We start from the raw sequence: 20,128 nt of genomic DNA, 5'->3' as shown, positions 1-20,128 counted from the left end.
TATTGGCATAATCCAATAACTATTCCAAGGCGTTTGTCATGATGAGTGCTTTGCCATTCACTAAGCAGTCGGTCACTTTGGCGCGAGCGGATTTGACCAGATTGGCCAGTGTCTGACGAGATACATGCATTGCCGCCGCAGCTTCAATCTGTTGCATACCTTCCAGATCCACTAATCTCATCGCCTCAAATTCGTCAGGCTCCATCGTGATGCGTTCAAGTTCTGTCATCGGGATTCTGTTGGGCTTAAAACAACTATCTGCTGGCTGACCACAGATAGTGCGCGGAATTTTAGGTCGGGCCATGTTTGCGTCTCTGTCGGGGGAATAGATGGTTGTAAAAATGCGTTTACTGCGTTGGCCATAGTCTGGCATTGATGCCGGATCATTAGCAACGTATCCATCATGGTGATGGGACTAGAACCGGAGGGATGGCATATCCGTGCAGTCGTTTCCAGACAGCCTTTTTTCTGCCGCCCGTAGCGAGATCAACAGATCGGCGGTTTTCAGGTCGGTGACAAGGGCATTACCGATGAGCGGGAAAACGTGCAATTCCAGTGAGCGCAATACGTTGGCGGCGTGTGCCTCACTCCAGCGAATGTTCGCGGCCACCCATTGACGGGAGACGGCTTCAAAGGGATTGCCGTTTTTTCTTAGCCTGCCTGTCCTGCTGTTTCTTAACGCCGAGATCGTCTCCGGCGTTGAGTACCTAACGGGCTTCTTCACGCAGTTTACGGGTATTGGCAAGTGAGACAGTCGGGTAAGCGCCAAACGCCCTTGTCGCCGCAGCGGTACTTGAGATGCCAGAGCTTGGATCAGAATGATGGGCCACATGCAGTAAAGAAACACCCGTTCGTTTCTTCGGTTCGATTCCCTATGATGCCGATAAATCGTAATGACATTAGCGTTACAGTCGCTGCATGATTAATATCCAGAGAGTAAGCCGGAGGATAACATCATGCCAGTGACGAACAGCGTTTCTGTTAAACGCGAAACACTAAACTTACGCATCAAACCCGCCGAACGCGATCTTATTGATCGTGCTGCTAAGGCCAGAGGAAAAAATCGTACTGATTTTGTCCTTGAGGCTGCGCGTGCCGCCGCAGAGGAAGTGTTGATCGATCAGCGCATCATCATGGCAGATCCCGATGCTTATCAGGAATTCCTTGCTCGCTTGGATCAGGCTCCTTCGCCGAATGCTGCGCTGCGCAAAACCATGCAGACGCCTGCACCGTGGGAATTGAAAAAATGATATCCGCCCCTGAGCCACTTCGCGCCGAACATGTACTTTCCTCGTTCTGTTGCGGCGTGGAGTCTATGGACAACTGGCTGAAACAACGGGCGATGAAAAATCAGGTCACTGGCGCATCACGAATTTTTGTCAGTTGCGATGGCTCAAAAGTGTTGGCGTATTACTCATTGGCTTCCAGTGCTGTGATGACAAACGCTGCGCCCGGACGCTTTCGCCGCAATATGCCTGATCCGCTCCTGGTCGTGGTGCTGGGGCGTCTGGCGGTAGATCAATCGTTACATGGTCAGGGTGTTGGCCGAGCGCTGGTGCGTGATGCTGGGCTGCGGGTGATTCAGGTGGCGGATACTATAGGTATTCGCGGGATGTTGGTTCATGCGCTGTCTGATGAAGCGCGGGAATTTTACCTACGAGTTGGGTTTGAGCCTTCGCCGATCGATCCGATGATGTTGATGGTGACGCTGGGGGATTTGGTGGGGAGTTTATCAATTTGAAATTGATGCTGTGCCCGTAAATCTCAAAAAGTGAATGGTTCGGTTTAGTGGGATACTTACCCTGTTCCCCAAAAGCAAAAAACCAGCCCGTAGGCTGGTTTTTCTGAATAAGTGGTGCCCGGACTCGGAATCGAACCAAGGACACGGGGATTTTCAATCCCCTGCTCTACCGACTGAGCTATCCGGGCAACGAGGCGCATTAAACCGGATTAGACTGAGTGCGTCAATGTGAATTCATGCATTTTTAAACGGGTTGCCTGATTTTTCAGCACTTACGTGTTTTTTGAACAAATAACTCGCGCCAGACCCGCAGAGAAATAGCGAAAGCGTGTGTTTGGTATGCTGTTATATCGAATAAAATCGGTGTGTTATGGTGGTTTTCGGCAGGAATACTGTTGATATTATTTTAATATTGGCCAATTTCTAGTACTAATAAAGGAAGCGCCGCAAACAAGATGGCGTAGTGGTAAGTGTTCCTTGCTAGGCGTATTGGTCTGTACAGGTACGGAAGCGGTCAGGTCAATGCGCCATTTTTACGGCATAGTGCCATACGCAGAACATCCTCCGCCAGCCGACGAGCGACTTCAATATCGGAAATTTGACGTTTAACCAGCAGTTTGCTCAGGCATCCTTCCAGAATCAGCTCCATTTGCAATGCCACCATGTCGGTATCTTCAATGTCCAGCTCATCCAACAGTGCTTTGGTATAGTGCAGCGACGCCTGTTTTTGCTGCTCGGCGATGCTGTGGATCGGGTGTTCGGGATCAGGAAAAAAATAACAGGCCGCGATGAACAGGCAACCCGGATAACGTTGATGCTGTACGGCTTCCCGCAGAACCTGATAGCGGGTCAGTAGTTTTTGTTCGATAGTCAGATGGTCGTCAAGCTGGACATGCCGTCGCCAGGCATCTACCTGCTGGGCATGATGGCGCAAGCTATCGTAGAGCAGTGCTTCCCGGCTCGGCCAGTAATCGCACAGAACATCCGGCGCGATTTGTAGGCGGTTCGCCAGTGTTTCCAGTGTGGCGGCACCGAACCCCTGTTGTTCGAGCAGGGACAGCGCCTGCTCCAGAACCGTTTCCCGTTGCATGGAGGGCTCCTTATCGATCTGCGGCCCGAACGGTGGCGAACGGGCCTTCATTCAAGACGTGTGTCGAACACAGCCTAGTGTGGTTTAGCGGGGCAGTTTCTGCAAATGCCCGACGAAGTCGGTTGCATTCAACAGGCCAGTCACTCGCGAACCCGGAATCTCCCGGCCGTTGGCGTCGAAAAACAGGATGGTGGGCAGCCCTAGCACCTGAAAATGTCGCAGCAGTGCCTGATGGGCGTCGCTGTTGGCGGTAACGTCCGCCTGCAGCAACTGCAATTGTGATAATCGTTGCTGAACCTGCGCGTCGCTGAAGGTGTATTTTTCAAACTCTTTGCAAGCGACGCACCAGTCTGCGTACATATCGAGCATAGTGATGCGACCCGCACCCGATAGCGAATGGTTGAGCTCGTTCAGATTGCCGACGGGCGAGAAGGCGAGCGGTCGAGGGCGATCCTGTGCGGCCTGAACTGGCATGAATAACCAGTCCTGCAATGGGCGAACCGTCAGCAGCGCGCCGGCCAGCATGATGACCTGTATTATTCGCATCCACCCGGAACGGTGAGCCAGGCTCAATACAAATCCCCAGCTGAAGAAAGCCACGCCCAACAGCGCCCACATCCGCATTTCCCAGATATCCCCCACGACCCGGCCCAGCAGAAATATCGGCAGCGCCAGAATGACGAAACCAAACCCTTCTTTGACGTGATTCATCCAGGCACCGCGCTTCGGCAGCAGACGGTTGCCGAACAAGGTTATGCCCAGTAGCGGCAGCCCCATACCCAGCGCGTACAGATAGAGCGTGCCGGCGCCGGCGGGCAGGTCGCCACTTTGCGCGATATACAGCAGCAATGCGCTTAACGGCGCGGTTGTGCAGGGCGAACAGATGAGCCCGGCGAGCGCGCCCATCATGAATACGCCGATGGTGGAACCGCCCTGTTGACGGTTACTCCATAGCGTCAGCCGGGTTTGCAGGGATGAGGGCAGTTGCAGGTTGTAAAGCCCGAACATAGACAGTGCCAGCGCAATGAACAGCACCGAGATGCCGGTGAGCACATAGGGGTGCTGCAAGGCGGCCTGAAAACGCAGCCCGGCGTAAGCTATCAACACACCGAGCAGGGTGTAAGTGAGCGCCATACCCTGAATGTACAGCATCGAGAGCAGCAGCGTACGGCGGGATGAGAGGCGTTGCCGTTGCCCGAGAATCAGACCGGAAATCAGCGGGTACATTGGCAATACGCATGGCGTGAATGCGACGCCGACGCCTATCAGCAATGCCCACAAGGGTGAGAATGGCAGCGGAATTGACGGTGTGTCGACGGGCATCGCCATGATGGCTGCAGGCGTTTGGCTGACGGCGCTGAGGGGGACTTTTCTGGTTTCCGGCGGGTAGCAGAAACCGTTGTCGGCGCAGCCCTGATAAGTGACGTTCAGGGTGGCATTGCTCTCCGCGCTTAGCAGCGTGACCGGCAGCGACAACGTCTGGCGAAAAATACTGACTTCGCCGAAGAATTCATCGTGGTGCGGCGTTCCTGGCGGCAGTTCGACGTTGGCGACGTCGGCGTTATTGCCGATCAGCTTGATCTGTTGGCGGTATAAATAATAGCCGTCGTGGATTTGCCATTGGAGCGTTAGCTGCGAGCCTTGTTGTTGAAAATCAAAGGAAAATGCCTGATCGACCGGTAGAAAGCGCGATGATGACCTTGAGCCGAGCTCGAAAGGATTCTGTGCAACAGCCTGACCGGTAAACAGTAGACCGATGCCAATCAGGATCAGCGTAAGGATGCGTTGAGCCATGAGAGATAATCGCTATCGCCGTCCAGTACCGGTAGAACCAGTAGTTCCGGCGTCTGGTAAGGGTGATGTTGTTTTAGATGGGATAGTAACGCTGGTTGATGACGGCGTTCGGTTTTCAGTAGCAGTTGGGTTTCCGTTTGTTGTTCCAGTTTTCCTTCCCAATGGTACAGGGAAACGGCGCCGGGCAGCAGCGTAACGCAGGCTGCCAGCCGGGCTTCCAGAACAGATGTCGCCAGCGCTTTTGCGCTGGTCTCATCCGGAGCGGTGCAGAGAATGACGATTGCATCGCGGTTCGTCGATTCGGGCATCGTGACCTCGGCGCTGGGTAACGGGGAACATAATCTGCCTCACTATACTCTGCGTTCCCCTGTTGTGTAAGGCCGGATCGACATAGGATGCCGATCCGGCTATGGGTTACAACAGAATGCTGCTCAGGATGAACCCGAACAGTACCGATAGCGCGATCGCAATGACGCCGGGGATCAGAAACGCATGGTTGAAGACGTACTTCCCGATACGGGTTGAGCCGGTGTCATCCATTTCTACCGCCGCCAGCAACGTGGGGTAGGTGGGTAACACGAAAAGCGCGGAAACCGCAGCGAATGAAGCGATGGCCGTCGCAGGGGCGACGCCCAGCATCAGTGCGGCGGGCATCAGCGCTTTAGCGGTTGCAGCCTGTGAATAGAGCAGCGTGGAGGCGAAAAACAGCACAACCGCCAGCATCCACGGGTAGCTCTGCAACAATGCGCCGGCGGTGCTCTGGATGTCGGCGATGTGTGCTTTTACGAAAGTATCGCCCAGCCAGGCGACCCCCATGACGCATATACAGGCGCTCATACCGGATTTGAACGTGCTGGCAGTTAGGATGCGTGCGGTTTCAATTTTGCAGCTCAGGCAGATCAGCGTGGCGACTGTTAGCATGAAGACCACGATGGCTTCGTTGCGCGGCAGCACTGGGTTGCGGATCAATGCGACTGCGTCGCTGATGGCGGTGGCATAGAACACTACTGCAACAATGCCGAGTAGAAATAACAGCACCGAAAGTTTCGCGCCGGGCTTCAGTTGCATGTCGCTTTGGCCACGCAGAACCACTTCACCCTTGCGCAGGCGCTCCTGATACACGTCGTCGTCTTTCAACTCTTTGCCCAGGAAATTGGTGATGATGGCGGTCAACAAAATGGCGGCCAGGGTGGTCGGGATGCAAATGCCCAGCAGCGTCAGGTAGCTAACGCCTTTGGGCTCCAGCAGCGAGGCGACAAATACCACTGCCGCAGAGATCGGCGAGGCGGTAATGGCTATCTGGGAGGCGACGACGGCAATAGATAACGGACGAGACGGCCGGATCCCTTGCTCTTTAGCAACCTCGGCGATGACCGGTAGGGTGGAGAACGCAGTGTGGCCGGTACCGGCCATCAGTGTCATGGCATAAGTGACCATCGGCGCCAGAAAAGTGACATAGCGCGGATGACGCCGCAGCAGTTTTTCCGCCAGGCTCACCAGGTAGTCCATGCCGCCTGCCACCTGCATAGCGGCGATAGCGGCGATGACCGCCATGATGATTTCGATAACATCAAACGGAATGGATCCCGGCTTGATATGAAAGCCTAGCGTCAGTACCAGAACGCCAAGACCACCTGCAAAGCCGATGCCGATTCCCCCCAGTCTTGCGCCGAGGTAGATGGCGAGTAAAACGATAATGAGTTCCAGGGTAAGCATGATCATGCTCCTTTTATTTTTGTTGCCAATATTGATTTGTTTTTATGGTTGCGTGCCGTGAGCGCCGAATGGCGCGGATACAATAAAGGCACGCAGTCCCTGGCGGGGCTGGCGTGCCTTCAATGAAGAGAAAGCGAAGTTACGATGCGTCGTTATCTTCGGTATAACGTCGGGCTTTGTAGGCCGGATGCATCAGGTTTTGTACGGAGAAAATATCGTCCAGCTCGGCTTCGGTCAGCAGGCCGCGTTCCAGCACGACTTCGCGAACGCTTTTGCCGGTTTCGGCGCAGATCTTGCCGACGATGTCGCCGTTATGGTGGCCGATGAACGGGTTCAGATAGGTCACAATGCCGATGGAATTGAACACATAGGATTCACAGACGGATTTGTTCGCCGTGATCCCTTCTACGCATTTTTCCAGTAAGTTACGGCAGGCGTTGGTCAGAATATAGATAGACTCGAACATGGCCTGACCGATGACCGGTTCCATGACGTTCAACTGCAACTGGCCAGCTTCCGCCGCCATGGTGACGCAGGTATCGTTGCCGATGACTTTGAAACAGACCTGGTTCACCACTTCCGGCACCACCGGGTTGACCTTGGCCGGCATGATGGATGAGCCAGCCTGCAGTTCCGGCAGATTGATTTCGTTCAGCCCTGCGCGCGGGCCAGAGGAAAGCAAACGCAAGTCATTACAGATCTTGGAGAGTTTAACCGCCAAGCGTTTCAGCGTGCTGTGTACCATGACATAAGCGCCGCAGTCAGATGTGGCCTCGATCAGGTCTTCCGCCGGCACGCAGGGCAGCTTGCTGACATCCGCCAGTTTTTGCACCGCCAGATGCTGGTAGCCTTCCGGCGTGTTAAGGCGAGTACCGATGGCGGTTGCGCCCAGGTTCACCTCCAGCAACAGTTCGGCGGTGCGCAGCAGATTTTTATTCTCTTCTTTCAACAACACGTTGAAAGCGTGGAACTCCTGGCCTAGCGTCATCGGCACTGCATCCTGAAGTTGAGTGCGGCCCATTTTCAGAATGTTTTCGAATGCTTTGGCTTTGTGTTCAAAGCCATCGCCCAACTGGGTGACGGAATCCACCAATTTTAGAATGGCGCTGTAAACCGCGATGCGAAAACCGGTCGGGTAAGCGTCGTTGGTAGACTGACACTTGTTGACGTGGTCATTGGGGTTCAGGTACTGGTATTCCCCTTTCTGATGCCCCATCAACTCTAGCCCGATATTGGCCAGCACTTCGTTGGTGTTCATGTTGACGGACGTACCTGCGCCGCCCTGAAACACGTCGACTGGGAACTGATCCAGACATTTGCCGTTCACCAGCACTTCGTCGCAGGCACGAATGATGACGTCTGCAATTTTACGCGGGATGGTCTGCAATTCGCGATTAGCCATGGCTGCCGCTTTCTTGACCATCACCATTCCACGCACAAACTCCGGTATGTCACTGATTTTTTGGTTACTAATGTAGAAATTTTCGATAGCACGTAGCGTATGAACGCCGTAATAAGCATCAGCAGGCACTTCGCGCGTACCCAATAAATCTTCTTCAATACGGATATTTTCTGACATGAGTTATTTCTCTTATATTCTACTTATTTGGAATTTATATGATGTATCGTCTCACCGTGGATAGCTGAGGCAGAATGTTTGACCATTATGTCTCCAGCTGTTGTTATGATATTCTGCTACATGGCGAGATTTCCGTTGTGCTGATCACAGATGAAGGTCTGTCCCCCCTGTTCTGTGGAATTTGTGATAATAGTCACGACCTGTTACTAAGTAAAAAATCTGTCGTTCTATCAGTTGAAAATAGCGGCAATCGCTACCATCTGCTGCATTATAGGATGCGTCTCGCTACAACTGGTCGTATCTTCAGGCCAGTTGCCTGAATGATGCTCGGGTAGGATAAGACGGCGAGTTGTCGGAGAAGCATATTTTTTATGAATGCGTTGAATTTGAACCACAGGAGCACTGGGTGCGCTGGATACCGTTTTTGCTGATTTTCCTTCTGGTCTATGTCGAAATCTCCATTTTTATTCGGGTGTCCGAAGTATTGGGAGTGGCGCCGACGTTGCTGCTGGTCGTATTGACGTCCTGCGTTGGAGTATCAATGGTGCGTAATCAGGGCATGAAAACCCTCATTCAGATGCAACAGCGCCTGCAAACGGGAGAAAGCCCGGCGGCTGAGATGGTGAAAAGCGTTTCCCTGGTGTTGTCGGGGTTTCTGCTGGTTCTGCCCGGTTTCTTCACCGATTTTCTGGGATTGCTACTGCTGTTGCCTCCCGTACAGAAACACCTGACGATGAAGCTGATGCCGCATCTGCGCGTTTGGCGCAGCTCTCCTGGCGGCGCATCGGGCGGCCATACATTCGATGGTGAGTTCCAACGCAAGGAACCTGATTCGGATCAGGATCATATCGAGCATCAGGACGATCGAAAAAACCGCTGATTTACAGCGGTTCTTGCTGTGGCATACATCCCTTACCTTCTGCTGCGGGCCGACGCGGGGCGCCGTCGAAAATGTTCCCGGCGTTTTGCCCTGTTTATGTAAAAAATGACGCTTAAAGAAAAAAAATTTATTTGTTCCCTTGAAGCGCTCGGATACGTCCCCATCTAGTTCACCACAAGGCCGGGTGTCAGGGTTCATCCGGCATTTAACCTAAACCGATATGGACTTTCTCAAAGGAGAGCTATCAATGAAAATTCGTCCATTGCATGACCGCGTGATCGTCAAGCGCAAAGAAGTTGAGTCAAAATCTGCTGGCGGCATTGTTCTGACCGGTTCTGCAGCGGGTAAATCCACCCGTGGTGAAGTCCTGGCTGTTGGCCATGGCCGTATCCTGGAAAACGGTGAAGTGAAACCGCTGGACGTGAAAGTAGGCGATATCGTTATTTTCAATGATGGCTATGGCGTGAAGACTGAGAAGATCGATAACGACGAAGTGTTGATCATGTCTGAAAGCGACATTCTGGCGATTGTTGAAGCCTAATCTTACGTAATCATCTGAACTGAACGAAACGAATTCAAGGGAAACTACCAATGGCAGCTAAAGACGTAAAATTCGGTAATGACGCTCGGGTAAAAATGTTGCGTGGCGTCAATGTGCTGGCTGATGCAGTGAAAGTTACGCTGGGCCCGAAAGGCCGTAATGTGGTTCTGGATAAATCCTTCGGCTCGCCGACCATCACCAAAGACGGCGTGTCCGTTGCGCGTGAAATCGAACTGGAAGACAAGTTCGAAAACATGGGCGCTCAGATGGTGAAGGAAGTGGCTTCCAAAGCGAACGATGCTGCGGGTGACGGTACTACCACCGCTACCGTACTGGCTCAGGCTATTGTTAATGAAGGTCTGAAAGCTGTTGCCGCCGGCATGAACCCGATGGATCTGAAACGTGGTATCGATAAAGCGGTTGTCGCTGCTGTAGAAGAACTGAAAAAACTGTCCGTTCCTTGCGCTGACTCTAAAGCTATCGCACAGGTAGGCACCATCTCCGCCAACTCCGATGAAACCGTGGGCAAACTGATTGCCGAAGCGATGGAGAAAGTGGGTAAAGAAGGCGTTATCACCGTTGAAGAAGGCACTGGCCTGCAAGACGAACTGGACGTGGTTGAAGGTATGCAGTTCGATCGCGGCTACCTGTCTCCGTACTTCATCAACAAGCCGGAAACGGGTTCTGTTGAGCTGGAAAGCCCGTTCATTCTGCTGGCTGACAAAAAAATCTCCAACATTCGTGAAATGCTGCCGGTGCTGGAAGCTGTCGCTAAAGCAGGCAAGCCGCTGCTGATCATCGCTGAAGACGTAGAAGGCGAAGCGCTGGCGACTCTGGTTGTTAACACCATGCGCGGTATTGTAAAAGTTGCTGCGGTGAAAGCGCCGGGCTTCGGCGACCGTCGTAAAGCTATGCTGCAGGACATCGCTACCCTGACTGCCGGTACTGTGATTTCTGAAGAAATCGGTCTGGAGCTGGAAAAAGCGACGCTGGAAGATTTGGGCCAGGCTAAACGTGTGGTTATCAACAAAGACACCACCACCATCATCGATGGCGTGGGCGATGAAGCCACTATTCAGGGTCGTGTTACCCAGATTCGCCAGCAGATCGAAGAAGCAACTTCCGACTACGATCGTGAAAAACTGCAGGAGCGCGTAGCTAAACTGGCTGGCGGTGTTGCGGTTATCAAAGTCGGTGCTGCGACCGAAGTCGAAATGAAAGAGAAGAAAGCCCGCGTTGAAGATGCGCTGCACGCGACCCGTGCTGCCGTTGAAGAAGGCGTGGTTGCCGGTGGCGGCGTAGCGCTGATCCGCGTTGCGACTGCTATCAATGGCCTGAAAGGCGATAACGAAGAGCAGAACGTAGGTATCAAAGTTGCTCAGCGCGCGATGGAAGCACCGTTGCGTCAGATCGTTTCCAACGCTGGTGAAGAGCCGTCTGTGGTTGCTAACAACGTGAAAGCGGGTGAAGGCAACTACGGTTACAACGCGGCAACCGAACAGTATGGCAACATGATCGACATGGGGATTCTGGATCCGACTAAAGTAACCCGCTCTGCATTGCAGTACGCGGCTTCCGTCGCCGGCCTGATGATCACCACCGAATGTATGGTGACTGAGCTGCCGAAAAGTGATGCACCGGATTTAGGTGCTGCTGGCGGTATGGGCGGCATGGGCGGCATGGGCGGCATGATGTAATGCTCTGTCGTCAGGTTCAGGTGGCTTTGTCACCAGAGCCGACACCGCGTTTTGAAAACACTACCCGGCAACCGCCGGGTAGTGTTTTTTGTTGGTGCTTCGCATTGCACGTAATAACATCGAGATACTTTCCTGACGGATTCAACTTATTGCGTTGTAGCCTCGGTTTATCCTGTCGGAATGTTGCATGAAAACTGTACAAACCGTTAACGACACGTTCGGAACGTGTTATCGGCGAACTATTCTGCGCTACAATAAACGCGGTTATTTTATTTACTAAACAATGCCGGGTGGGATGCATGTCCGATGAGGCGTTGGCTCACCTGCACTCGGTTGAGTGGTGTGCGCCTGAAGTTTTACCTGCGACAGTCGCAGAATGGTTGACCAGCAAAGATTCAATGACACGTCTCCTGGAGCGTTATTGCCGACGTTTGCGCGTTCAGGTCGATACCGAACGCTTCGTTGCTTCGCTGAGGATACCGGAAGAGCCTTCTCTTTTGCCGTTGAGCGAGCGCTATTGGTTACGTGAAGTGACGCTGTTTGGCGATGATCAACCCTGGCTGTTTGGGCGAACCGTCATGCCGGAGCAGACACTCAAAGAAGCGGAAATCGATTTGACCCAGATAGGCAATACGCCGCTAGGGCGCTATCTCTTCCTGCAAGGGCCGCCGGTTCGCGACTTTATCCATACGGGGCGGAGCGGGCAACTTTGGACGCGGCGTTCGCGTTTGTTTCTTGCGGGCAATCCGTTGTTAATCACCGAGCTCTTTTTACCGGATGCTCCGATTTATTTCCCTGACAGGCATCAGGACTAACAGCAGAAAGGAGAATCAGGCGTTGGAAAAACTGCTTGCGGCAGAACGTTGGGGTGCGTATTGCCGGTTGATGAGAATAGACAAGCCGATTGGTTCGATGCTGCTGTTGTGGCCGACACTATGGGCGCTATGGCTGGCCGGGCGTGGAACACCGACGCTTTGGACGCTGTGGGTATTTGTGGCGGGCGTTTTTTTGATGCGTGCCGCGGGCTGCGTGATTAATGATTACGCTGACCGCCATTTCGATGGTCACGTCAAACGCACGGCATCCCGGCCTCTACCGAGTGGTGCTGTGAGCGAACAATCCGCCAAGGTGCTGTTTGTCGTGCTGGTGTTGCTGGCATTCGGGTTGGTGCTGACCCTGAATCCGATGACCATTTGGCTCTCGGTGATCGGCCTGGCGTTGGCTTGGGTCTATCCGTTCATGAAACGGGTCAGCCATTTGCCCCAACTGGTGTTGGGCGCTGCATTTGGATGGTCGATACCGATGGCTTATGCTGCTGTCAGCGAATCGCTCCCGGTGACTTGCTGGTTGATGTTTTTTGCCTATATCTGCTGGACGGTCGCCTACGATACGGAATATGCGATGGTGGATCGCGATGACGATCTGAAAATCGGCGTGAAATCCACGGCCATCCTGTTCGGTAGCCACGACACGTTGATCATCGGCGTTTTACAGCTGATGACGTTAGCGGCGATGCTAGCGCTGGGAAGGATGATGGTGTTGAGCCAGATTTTTTACTGGTCGGTGCTGATTGCCGCCGGGTTGTTTGCCTATCAGCAGAAGATGATCGCCGGGCGTGAGCGGGATAACTGTTTCCGTGCATTCAGAAATAACAACTATGTCGGAATGGTGTTGTTCTTCGGCATTTTGTTTGGGTTATAAAAAAACACCCTGCCGGCGTGTGCTGGCAGGGTGGATCATCTCTTCAGGTGTGTTGGCCGGGCCGCCGTGCTCCAGGCACGCGGTTATTCCTCTTCATCTTCCTTTCTGGTTGATTCCTTCGTCTCGTCGGCTGTTGCATTGGCTTCCGTTACACAGGCGCTTTCTATGGTCAATTTCACTTCCGGCGTCAGTAAATCGCCGAGTATGGCGTAAATTTCCTGCACATTGTCGTGAACGCTATCTCCGCTGTCGCTGATGCAGCCCTCCATTCTCAGTGTATCGACCAGTGTTGAGAATACGGCCTTATCGAAGAATTCCGGCGCATTGATACCATGCAGTACGGAGAGACGCTGGGCCATGTTGCGGCTTTCTTTTTCCAGCGTACCCCGGCTAAGCGTCGGGTTGGCATTCAACAGTGATAACGTAATGGCATAACGCTGCAACGTTTCACGGATGCCGGCTGCAAGTAATTGCAGCGTGCGGATTTTGGCCGGGGTCAGCTCGACGGCATCTCCCCTCTCGACGATCAACTGCTGTCGGCACAATTCCTGCGTCAGTGCATTGAGTACGCTATCAAGCTGTGTTTTATCGTAGTGCAGGAACAATTCGGCCTGCAGCAATGGATAGAGTAAAGAGACCTGCCGCAATAACTCGGACGCAGTGATTTTACGATGATGCATCACTATGCTGGCGATCAACGATGGCAGCACCAGCAAGTGATGAATATTGTTGCGGTAATAGGTCATCAGTACGGCCTGCTCGCGTGGCAGGATAATGATGTCGCCGATGCTATCCTTTTCCACTTCGAACTTGTTCATGCCTAGCGCATGATCCAGCAGTTCGGACGCACTTTTCGTCGGCACGGTAATGTCGCCGGTATAGGGCACGTTGCGCAGTAATTGCAGATAGCATTCCAGTTGTTCTTCCATCTGCTCGCGTGTGAGGGAGCGCTGACGAGAGGCCAGCAAGGCGGTTGAGCACAAATTCATGGCATTGGCCGCTGCCGCATTGTTGATTCGCACCATGATACTGGCGGCGATGCTCTGGACAGTCGGCGTTAGCCAGACTGGACGCTGCGGCTCTATCGGGTCGATGTCATCGCGCCATTGCGGTACGTGGGTGTTGAGGTAGCTGGTCAGCGATAGCGGTTCGCCGATGTTTACGTACCCTTGCCCCAGATTACGCAGCTTACTCAGGCCGCGCACCATCTGTATGAACCCTTCTTTTTCTTTGGCGGCGCCGCGCAATTCCTTGGCATAGGTTCCCACTTCCATCACATGTTCGTAACCAATGTAGATAGGAACCAGTGTTATAGGACGGGTTCCGCCACGCAGCATGGCTTGAATAGTCATCGCCAACGTTCCGGTTTTAGGTTCCAGCAAACGCCCTGTGCGTGAACGGCCACCCTCGACAAAATACTCTACGGAATAACCGCGGGTGAACAGTTCGCCCAGGTATTCGCGGAACAATGTGGAATAGAGCTTATTGCCTTTGAAGGTTCGTCGGATGAAGAAAGCGCCGAGACGGCGGAAAATCGGCCCGGCCGGCCAGAAGTTCAGGTTAATGCCCGCCGCGATGTGCGGAGGCACCAGCCCCTGGTGATAAAGCACATAGGAAAGCAGCAGGTAATCCATATGGCTGCGATGGCAAGGAACATACACCAGTTCGTGCCCGTCCTGAGCCAACTGGCGGACCCGTTCGGCGTTATGGACGTTAATCCCTTGATATAACCGGTTCCAGGTCCAGCTCAGGACGCGATCGGAAAGGCGAATCGCTTCGTAAGAAAAATCGGCAGCGATCTCTTCCAGCAGGCTAATGGCGTTCTGTTGCGCTTTCTCGTGGGAAATCTTTTTTACCCGCGCTTCATCATCGATGGCTTTAGCTATTGCTTTGGACGACAACAGTTTGTTGAACAGATCCTGCCTTGCGGGCAGTCTGGGGCCGACTGCTGCCAGTCGTAGTCGGGAAAAATGCATCCGCGCTACGCGAGCCAGCTTGTGGGCGATGGTCTTGTCAGTACCATGTTCTGTAGCCATATAACGCAGGGAGACCGGCGTTGAGAAACGCACGAAACTGTCCCGTCCCAGCCATAGAACGGCAAAAAATTTCTCGATGCCGTTCAGCAATCGTAAATGTGGGGTTTCCTGACTCTGCTGGCCTTCGCGACCTGGTGAGCGTCCGAACATGACGGAAACGGGAATCATCTGGATATCCAAATCCGGATCATTACGGTGCAGATCCAGGTAGTCATGAAAAAGCTTGATCGATTTCTCTTTCGGGACGTAGTAATGGAACACGCGCGGGCCGTCATTGACAAAGACGTAACTTGGCAACGTCTTGCCATCAATATGGAGTGGCTGCAGCGGATCTGGCAAACCGAGCTCGCGGCACTTGGTGCGCAGAGTCAGTAAATCCGCTTTGGAGTTGTAGGGCAGCACATAGAAAATCGGCCGGGACGGATCCAACTGTTGTTCAGCAACGGGATCCTGGGGAATAACTTTACTCTTCACCAGGAATTTAAGGGGAATATTCAGTAATTTATAGTAAATTCTACGCCAACCTGACATAACAACCAGAAGCCTCCTGTTAGCAACGCGCCGAAAGGATACCAGAAACCCGACAGGATATCTGTGGTGATACGTTCGTGCGGGCACGTTAAAATTGCGTTCAATCACAAATTACAGGCGGAACAAGTATGAATAAAACAACGGGGTTCACCCGGCTCGTCAAAGCAACAGGGTACTCGTTGCAAGGATTGAAACAGGCATGGCTGCACGAAGCGGCATTTCGTCAAGAATCGTTACTGACTCTCGCAGCGATTATTATTGCGTGTTGGCTACCGGTTTCAACGATTGAGCGGTTGTTGCTCATCGGTTCAGTGGTGTTGATTGTGCTGTTTGAGCTTGTTAACAGCGCGATAGAAGCGGTTGTGGATCGTGTCGGGATGGACTACCACGAATTGTCCGGCAGGGCGAAGGATATTGGCTCGGCGGCGGTGTTTGTTGCCTGTTTACTGGCTGCATGTGTGTGGGGAAGCTTGCTGTGGAGCCATTTTGCGTGAGGCTTCGAATATTCGCAGAAAATTCCGTGCAATAGCGTTCTTCCGGGTTCCCATTGCTGGTATCCCTGTATATACTCACAGCGAAACTGTATAAACAACCAGGGGGCGGGATGAAAGCATTAACCACCAGACAACAGCAGGTCTATGATCTTATTCGCGATCATATCTCTCAGACCGGGATGCCACCGACCCGTGCTGAAATTGCAAATCAACTCGGCTTCCGCTCGCCAAATGCAGCGGAAGAGCATCTTAAGGCGTTGGCGCGCAAAGGTGTCATAGAGATCGTTACCGGCGCATCTCGTGGAATCCGGTTGCTGATGGAGGAAGAAGATCAAGGGCTACCGTTGATTGGTCGTGTGGCGGCTGGCGAGCCTTTACTGGCACAGCAGCATATCGAATGTCATTACCAGGTTGATCCCGCCATGTTCAAGCCTAACGCGGATTTTTTGCTGCGCGTCAGCGGTATGTCGATGAAAGATATTGGTATTCTTGACGGCGATTTATTAGCTGTTCACAAAACCCAAGATGTGCGTAATGGTCAGGTTGTCGTTGCACGTATTGAAGATGAAGTGACAGTCAAGAGACTGAAAAAACAGGGGAATATTGTGCAGCTGCTGGCAGAGAACAAGGCTTTTGAGCCCATTGTCGTCGATTTGCGCGAACAGAATTTCTCGATTGAAGGTTTGGCTGTCGGCGTAATTCGTAACGGCGACTGGAGCTGATTTTTCCCGCCAGTTTGATTCTGATTCCTGCTACTACTTATACAGTCTGGCTGGCGCTTTTTTTACCGATGAGTGCCTGCCGTGACCTGTAAAATCCCTTTTGATGTGTGACGGTCGAAGTTGAACCTCGTAGGTAGCCGATGTTCAACGCTTCTTCACGATCAGGCTGTGATCATGATTGCAACTATCCCGCTGTTCGCAGGACTCCACCTGTTGGCATTCTCGGCAGAAACCATGCGCTTCCACAACGCTGTGCCGCATAACGAACCCTGACTGTTGCGCTAATTGCTGCAGCGTTTCTTCCACGCCTTCAGTTTGGCGTTCAGTCACTTGTCCGCACCGGTCACAGATGAACAACGCGGACGTATGGCTGTGTTCTTCAAAGTGGTGGCACAGCACATAGCTGTTGTTGGACTCGACACGATGAATAAATCCTTGCTCAAGAAGGAAATCCAGTGCGCGATAAACTGTGGGCGGCTTGGCTTGCGGCTCTGATGCACGCAATAGATCGAGTAAGTCATATGCACTGATGGCGCCGGTTTGCTGTGCGATTAAACGCAGCACTTCCTGACGCTGGGGTGTAAGACGCACATTGCGCTGCTGACAAAGCTGTTCAGCCTGAATGACAAGTTTGTCCGGATTGACTGAATCCATGGCAATAACCCTGAAGCCTGTTTGGGATCATGCGGTCATCTTAACATGACAGGGTTAAAACACTGAAATGCGCCGCTTTAGCGTCTATTTGCCTTAGGTTGTGTTGGGTAGGTCAGACGACCAGGTCGATCAGTAAAGCCCGCGTATCGGAGTCGGCCTGTAAAGTGAGACTCTTTTCCTGTTTGATGAATGCGCCATCTCCGCAGTGCAAATCCCGGCTCTCATCGGCGCAACCACAAACGCGGATGCTGCCATAGATAGATTGCAGATAACCGCTATTACCTTTCAATGGCAGAGTCTGCTGCTCGCCGGTTTTCATGTCCACATGGTGAATCCAGACCTGCTGGCGAAGGTGAAGGGCGTTTGGGGTATCTTCCGGTGAGGCGATTAACTGGTTGCCAGACGCTTGCAGCGTCAGCCGCTGTAGGGGGCAATTCTCGCGCGTCGGACACGCATCCAGCCATAACTGAAGACGAGTCAGCGGGGTCGTGTCGTCGATATTGTGTTCGCTATAGCTAATGCCCGGCTGTGTTGCCAACAATAATACGTCGCCTGCATCGGCGCGGATGTGGGCGCCGTTGCTATCACGGTATTCGGCCCGCCCTTGCAACAGAATATTCAGGATATCAACACGTGGATAGGTACGCGGCTGAAAGGCGGTCTTGGGTGACAACACTTCCTGGTTCAGCACGCGCAATGACGCAAACCCGAGATAATCAGGATCAAAATAGTGGCCGAAGGAAAAGGTATAACGAGCCTGTAACCAGCCATAGTCAGCCTGGCCGCACTGTTCAGCAACTCTGCTAATGATCATGGTATTTCAGACCCTTGGAATTGTTAATGCTGAGATGGTAATTGGCTGGACGATGGATTGTTAGCCAGTTAATCTGGTGGGTACATTCAAAAATCCTGAATGAGTGGAGAAATGGCAAAAGAACGAGCATTAACATTAGAAGCTTTACGGGTTATGGACGCTATTGATCGTCGAGGCAGTTTTGCCGCAGCGGCGGATGAATTGGGCCGGGTTCCCTCCGCGCTGAGTTACACCATGCAGAAGTTGGAGGAAGAACTGGATGTCGTGTTGTTCGATCGCTCAGGCCATCGAACCAAGTTCACCAATGTTGGTCGCATGTTGCTGGAACGTGGGCGCATATTGCTTGAAGCGGCAGATAAACTGACGACGGATGCTGAAGCGCTGGCGCGAGGATGGGAAACCCATTTGACTATCGTGGTGGAAGCGCTGGTGCCGACTGAACGTCTGTTTCCTCTATTGGATAAACTGTCGCTGAAAGCCAATACTCAGGTGTCGCTGTTGACTGAGGTGTTGGCGGGAGCTTGGGAGCGCCTGGAGCAAGGGCGGGCGGATATTGTTATTGCCCCAGATATGCATTTTCGCTCTTCTTCGGAAATCAATACCCGCAAACTCTACTCAATGAAGAACGTCTATGTGGCTAGCCCAGATCACCCGATTCATGATGAACCTGAGCCATTATCGGAAACTACTCGTGTTAAATACCGAGGTATTGCAATTGCGGATACTGCTCGTGAACGCCCGGTTTTGACGGTTCAACTGTTGGATAAACAACCACGTCTGACGGTGAGCTCGATGGATGACAAACGCCGCGCGTTGTTGGCCGGGCAAGGCGTTGCGACGATGCCTTATGATCGTGTGGTGGATGATATTGCTGCGGGTCGTCTGCGGGTGGTCAGCCCGGAAAGCACGTTTGAAAGCAACATTATCATGGCGTGGCGGCGGGATAGTATGGGTGAGGCCAAGTCGTGGTTCTTACGTGAAATCCCCAGAATTTTCAATGCATCCTGACGCTCGTAGTGTCTGGTGCAACGGTTATGTCTTGTGCCGTCTGTCGGACGGCGACTGGCATCTCGTAATGATACTGACAGAGGTTGGTGAACATCTCGGTGCAGGAATGGCTTAGAATCCGTCTCGGCCGTGCGGCGTATCCAGCGTCGCTACCGGGCCGGTGGAGATAATGCCGTATGGATTGATCGTGCCATGGCTGCGGTAGTAGTGATAACGAATATGCTCGATTGAGACGGTATCCGCCACACCGGGCATTTGGTAGATCTCCCGCAGAAAACCATGAAGATTGGGGTAATCACTTAATCGATAACGATCGCATTTGAAATGCGTGTGATACACCGGATCAAAACGGATCAAGGTGGTCCATAAACGAATATCTGCCTCTGTTAAACGTTCCCCCGTCAGATAACGCTGTCGACTCAGTATGATCTCCAGTCGTTCAAGCGCTGTGAATAGGTGATGAACGGCATCATCATAAGCTGCTTGTGTCGTTGCAAATCCCGCTTTATACACCCCATTGTTGACCTGGTGATAAATCCATTCGTTCAACTCGTCAATCTGCGTGCGTAACGCCTGTGGGTAGAAATCACCGTGTGCCGCGCCGCACTGGTCAAATGCGGTGTTGAACATGCGGATAATATCGGCAGACTCGTTGCTGACAATGGTGTGTTGCTGTTTATCCCACAATACTGGAACCGTTACCCGGCCGCTGTAGTCTGCTTTGGCGTGCAGGTAGAGCTGATAGAGAAATTCGTGCTGATAAAGCGTGTCGCCGGTAGTGTGAGGGAAATTGATATCGAACGTCCAACCGTGCTCCAGCATCAGCGGGTGTACAACGGATATGTCAATATGCGATTCCAGCTTTTTGAACAAGCGTAATAGTAGCGTGCGGTGTGCCCATGGGCACGCCAGCGAAACATACAAATGGTAGCGTCCCGATTCCGTCTTGAAACCGCCTTGTCCGCTAGGGCCGGGGGCTCCATCGGGAGTGATCCAGTTGCGAAAAAGCGTCTGAGGGCGTTTGAAATGCCCACCGGTGGACTGCGTTTCATACCACGCGTCATGCCATACGCCATCAACCAGTAATCCCATATTCAGCTCCTTTAGGAAACGACGGTGGTGATAACCGT

21 protein-coding genes and 1 tRNA gene are annotated in these 20,128 nt (G+C 52.8%); 10 read left to right on the top strand and 12 right to left on the bottom strand.

Features of this window, described 5'->3' with window-relative positions; translation table 11 throughout:
- Nucleotides 1-19: 19 nt before the first annotated feature.
- Nucleotides 20-304 (bottom strand): DUF134 domain-containing protein, encoded by a 285-nt coding sequence (locus HEP82_RS08990; RefSeq protein WP_192457797.1) that lies wholly within the window; start codon nt 302-304, stop codon nt 20-22.
- Nucleotides 305-415: 111 nt separating this feature from the next.
- Complete coding sequence (locus HEP82_RS20230; protein WP_407938277.1) at nt 416-832, bottom strand: phage integrase central domain-containing protein; 417 nt, start codon at nt 830-832, stop codon at nt 416-418.
- 124 nt (nt 833-956) lie between these two features.
- Here HEP82_RS20230 and HEP82_RS08985 point away from each other — a divergent pair, with 124 nt between their 5' ends.
- Both HEP82_RS08985 and HEP82_RS08980 read left to right on the top strand, forming a co-directional pair.
- Complete coding sequence (locus tag HEP82_RS08985; protein ID WP_192457755.1) at nt 957-1,250, top strand: type II toxin-antitoxin system TacA family antitoxin; 294 nt, start codon at nt 957-959, stop codon at nt 1,248-1,250.
- Nucleotides 1,247-1,741, top strand: a complete 495-nt coding sequence (locus HEP82_RS08980) for a GNAT family N-acetyltransferase (protein WP_192457754.1) — start codon at nt 1,247-1,249, stop codon at nt 1,739-1,741. Before HEP82_RS08985 ends, HEP82_RS08980 begins: the two co-directional genes overlap by 4 nt.
- Nucleotides 1,742-1,853: 112 nt before the next feature.
- Here HEP82_RS08980 and HEP82_RS08975 read toward each other — a convergent pair.
- The 6 genes from HEP82_RS08975 to aspA form a co-directional block, all read right to left on the bottom strand.
- A tRNA-Phe gene (locus HEP82_RS08975) sits at nt 1,854-1,929 on the bottom strand.
- Nucleotides 1,930-2,255: 326 nt separating this feature from the next.
- Nucleotides 2,256-2,831, bottom strand: coding sequence for a division control transcriptional repressor DicD (gene dicD, locus HEP82_RS08970; RefSeq protein ID WP_192457753.1), 576 nt, complete (start codon nt 2,829-2,831; stop codon nt 2,256-2,258).
- Nucleotides 2,832-2,915: 84 nt separating this feature from the next.
- Nucleotides 2,916-4,625 carry a protein-disulfide reductase DsbD gene (locus HEP82_RS08965; protein ID WP_192457752.1) on the bottom strand — a complete coding sequence of 570 codons (1,710 nt, stop codon included), beginning with the start codon at nt 4,623-4,625 and terminating at the stop codon, nt 2,916-2,918.
- Nucleotides 4,601-4,933 (bottom strand): divalent cation tolerance protein CutA, encoded by a 333-nt coding sequence (gene cutA / locus HEP82_RS08960; RefSeq protein ID WP_192457751.1) that lies wholly within the window; start codon nt 4,931-4,933, stop codon nt 4,601-4,603. The genes HEP82_RS08965 and cutA overlap by 25 nt, the downstream gene beginning before the upstream one ends.
- A gap of 106 nt (nt 4,934-5,039) precedes the next feature.
- Nucleotides 5,040-6,341: an anaerobic C4-dicarboxylate transporter gene (locus HEP82_RS08955; RefSeq protein ID WP_192457750.1), complete on the bottom strand. Its 1,302-nt coding sequence runs from the start codon at nt 6,339-6,341 to the stop codon at nt 5,040-5,042.
- Between the two features lie 139 nt (nt 6,342-6,480).
- Nucleotides 6,481-7,920, bottom strand: coding sequence for an aspartate ammonia-lyase (gene aspA / locus HEP82_RS08950; RefSeq protein WP_015855068.1), 1,440 nt, complete (start codon nt 7,918-7,920; stop codon nt 6,481-6,483).
- Between the two features lie 406 nt (nt 7,921-8,326).
- Here aspA and HEP82_RS08945 point away from each other — a divergent pair, with 406 nt between their 5' ends.
- The 5 genes from HEP82_RS08945 to ubiA all read left to right on the top strand — a co-directional run bounded on the left by HEP82_RS08945 (nt 8,327) and on the right by ubiA (nt 12,739).
- On the top strand, nt 8,327-8,800 hold the full coding sequence (locus HEP82_RS08945; protein WP_192457749.1) for an FxsA family protein: 474 nt from the start codon (nt 8,327-8,329) through the stop codon (nt 8,798-8,800).
- A 247-nt stretch (nt 8,801-9,047) separates the two neighbouring features.
- Complete coding sequence (locus HEP82_RS08940) at nt 9,048-9,341, top strand: co-chaperone GroES (RefSeq protein ID WP_015855065.1); 294 nt, start codon at nt 9,048-9,050, stop codon at nt 9,339-9,341.
- A gap of 50 nt (nt 9,342-9,391) precedes the next feature.
- Nucleotides 9,392-11,038: a chaperonin GroEL gene (gene groL, locus HEP82_RS08935; RefSeq protein WP_192457748.1), complete on the top strand. Its 1,647-nt coding sequence runs from the start codon at nt 9,392-9,394 to the stop codon at nt 11,036-11,038.
- Between the two features lie 299 nt (nt 11,039-11,337).
- The gene (ubiC, locus tag HEP82_RS08930; RefSeq protein ID WP_192457747.1) at nt 11,338-11,853 is read left to right on the top strand and encodes a chorismate lyase; all 516 of its coding nucleotides are present in this window, start codon (nt 11,338-11,340) and stop codon (nt 11,851-11,853) included.
- Nucleotides 11,816-12,739, top strand: a complete 924-nt coding sequence (gene ubiA / locus HEP82_RS08925; protein ID WP_407938276.1) for a 4-hydroxybenzoate octaprenyltransferase — start codon at nt 11,816-11,818, stop codon at nt 12,737-12,739. The genes ubiC and ubiA overlap by 38 nt, the downstream gene beginning before the upstream one ends.
- Before the next feature lie 83 nt (nt 12,740-12,822).
- Here the strand turns inward: ubiA and plsB are convergent, their stop codons facing one another.
- Nucleotides 12,823-15,306, bottom strand: coding sequence for a glycerol-3-phosphate 1-O-acyltransferase PlsB (gene plsB, locus HEP82_RS08920; RefSeq protein WP_192457745.1), 2,484 nt, complete (start codon nt 15,304-15,306; stop codon nt 12,823-12,825).
- A 128-nt stretch (nt 15,307-15,434) separates the two neighbouring features.
- Between plsB and HEP82_RS08915 the strand changes: the two genes are divergently transcribed.
- Both HEP82_RS08915 and lexA read left to right on the top strand, forming a co-directional pair.
- Nucleotides 15,435-15,800 (top strand): diacylglycerol kinase, encoded by a 366-nt coding sequence (locus HEP82_RS08915; protein WP_192457744.1) that lies wholly within the window; start codon nt 15,435-15,437, stop codon nt 15,798-15,800.
- A gap of 110 nt (nt 15,801-15,910) precedes the next feature.
- A complete protein-coding gene (gene lexA / locus HEP82_RS08910) occupies nt 15,911-16,522 on the top strand; it encodes a transcriptional repressor LexA (protein WP_192457743.1) in 612 nt (203 codons plus the stop codon).
- A 144-nt stretch (nt 16,523-16,666) separates the two neighbouring features.
- Here lexA and zur read toward each other — a convergent pair whose 3' ends face one another.
- Entirely contained in the window at nt 16,667-17,176 is a 510-nt protein-coding gene (zur, locus tag HEP82_RS08905; protein WP_015855058.1) for a zinc uptake transcriptional repressor Zur, read from the bottom strand.
- 112 nt (nt 17,177-17,288) lie between these two features.
- Nucleotides 17,289-17,990: a pirin family protein gene (locus HEP82_RS08900; RefSeq protein WP_192457742.1), complete on the bottom strand. Its 702-nt coding sequence runs from the start codon at nt 17,988-17,990 to the stop codon at nt 17,289-17,291.
- A 111-nt stretch (nt 17,991-18,101) separates the two neighbouring features.
- Here HEP82_RS08900 and HEP82_RS08895 point away from each other — a divergent pair, with 111 nt between their 5' ends.
- Entirely contained in the window at nt 18,102-18,998 is an 897-nt protein-coding gene (locus HEP82_RS08895; protein WP_192457741.1) for a LysR family transcriptional regulator, read from the top strand.
- 111 nt (nt 18,999-19,109) lie between these two features.
- Here HEP82_RS08895 and HEP82_RS08890 read toward each other — a convergent pair whose 3' ends face one another.
- Complete coding sequence (locus tag HEP82_RS08890; protein ID WP_192457740.1) at nt 19,110-20,090, bottom strand: glutathione S-transferase family protein; 981 nt, start codon at nt 20,088-20,090, stop codon at nt 19,110-19,112.
- Nucleotides 20,091-20,128 lie beyond the last annotated feature (38 nt).

The sequence above is a fragment of the Musicola keenii genome, from assembly GCF_014855505.1.
Lineage (GTDB): Bacteria > Pseudomonadota > Gammaproteobacteria > Enterobacterales > Enterobacteriaceae > Musicola > Musicola paradisiaca.
This window is presented reverse-complemented; position numbering and strand designations above follow the sequence as displayed.

Coding starts and splice junctions, on each gene's coding strand:
- cutA (WP_192457751.1), bottom strand. CDS start 4,933: ATGCCCGAATCGACGAACCGCGATGCAATCGTCATTCTCTGCACCGCT.
- HEP82_RS08895 (WP_192457741.1), top strand. CDS start 18,102: ATGGCAAAAGAACGAGCATTAACATTAGAAGCTTTACGGGTTATGGAC.
- ubiC (WP_192457747.1), top strand. CDS start 11,338: ATGTCCGATGAGGCGTTGGCTCACCTGCACTCGGTTGAGTGGTGTGCG.
- aspA (WP_015855068.1), bottom strand. CDS start 7,920: ATGTCAGAAAATATCCGTATTGAAGAAGATTTATTGGGTACGCGCGAA.
- HEP82_RS08965 (WP_192457752.1), bottom strand. CDS start 4,625: ATGGCTCAACGCATCCTTACGCTGATCCTGATTGGCATCGGTCTACTG.
- HEP82_RS08915 (WP_192457744.1), top strand. CDS start 15,435: ATGAATAAAACAACGGGGTTCACCCGGCTCGTCAAAGCAACAGGGTAC.
- HEP82_RS08985 (WP_192457755.1), top strand. CDS start 957: ATGCCAGTGACGAACAGCGTTTCTGTTAAACGCGAAACACTAAACTTA.
- dicD (WP_192457753.1), bottom strand. CDS start 2,831: ATGCAACGGGAAACGGTTCTGGAGCAGGCGCTGTCCCTGCTCGAACAA.
- plsB (WP_192457745.1), bottom strand. CDS start 15,306: ATGTCAGGTTGGCGTAGAATTTACTATAAATTACTGAATATTCCCCTT.
- lexA (WP_192457743.1), top strand. CDS start 15,911: ATGAAAGCATTAACCACCAGACAACAGCAGGTCTATGATCTTATTCGC.
- groL (WP_192457748.1), top strand. CDS start 9,392: ATGGCAGCTAAAGACGTAAAATTCGGTAATGACGCTCGGGTAAAAATG.
- ubiA (WP_407938276.1), top strand. CDS start 11,816: ATGCTCCGATTTATTTCCCTGACAGGCATCAGGACTAACAGCAGAAAG.
- HEP82_RS08900 (WP_192457742.1), bottom strand. CDS start 17,990: ATGATCATTAGCAGAGTTGCTGAACAGTGCGGCCAGGCTGACTATGGC.
- HEP82_RS08940 (WP_015855065.1), top strand. CDS start 9,048: ATGAAAATTCGTCCATTGCATGACCGCGTGATCGTCAAGCGCAAAGAA.
- HEP82_RS08990 (WP_192457797.1), bottom strand. CDS start 304: ATGGCCCGACCTAAAATTCCGCGCACTATCTGTGGTCAGCCAGCAGAT.
- zur (WP_015855058.1), bottom strand. CDS start 17,176: ATGGATTCAGTCAATCCGGACAAACTTGTCATTCAGGCTGAACAGCTT.
- HEP82_RS08955 (WP_192457750.1), bottom strand. CDS start 6,341: ATGCTTACCCTGGAACTCATTATCGTTTTACTCGCCATCTACCTCGGC.
- HEP82_RS20230 (WP_407938277.1), bottom strand. CDS start 832: ATGTGGCCCATCATTCTGATCCAAGCTCTGGCATCTCAAGTACCGCTG.
- HEP82_RS08890 (WP_192457740.1), bottom strand. CDS start 20,090: ATGGGATTACTGGTTGATGGCGTATGGCATGACGCGTGGTATGAAACG.
- HEP82_RS08980 (WP_192457754.1), top strand. CDS start 1,247: ATGATATCCGCCCCTGAGCCACTTCGCGCCGAACATGTACTTTCCTCG.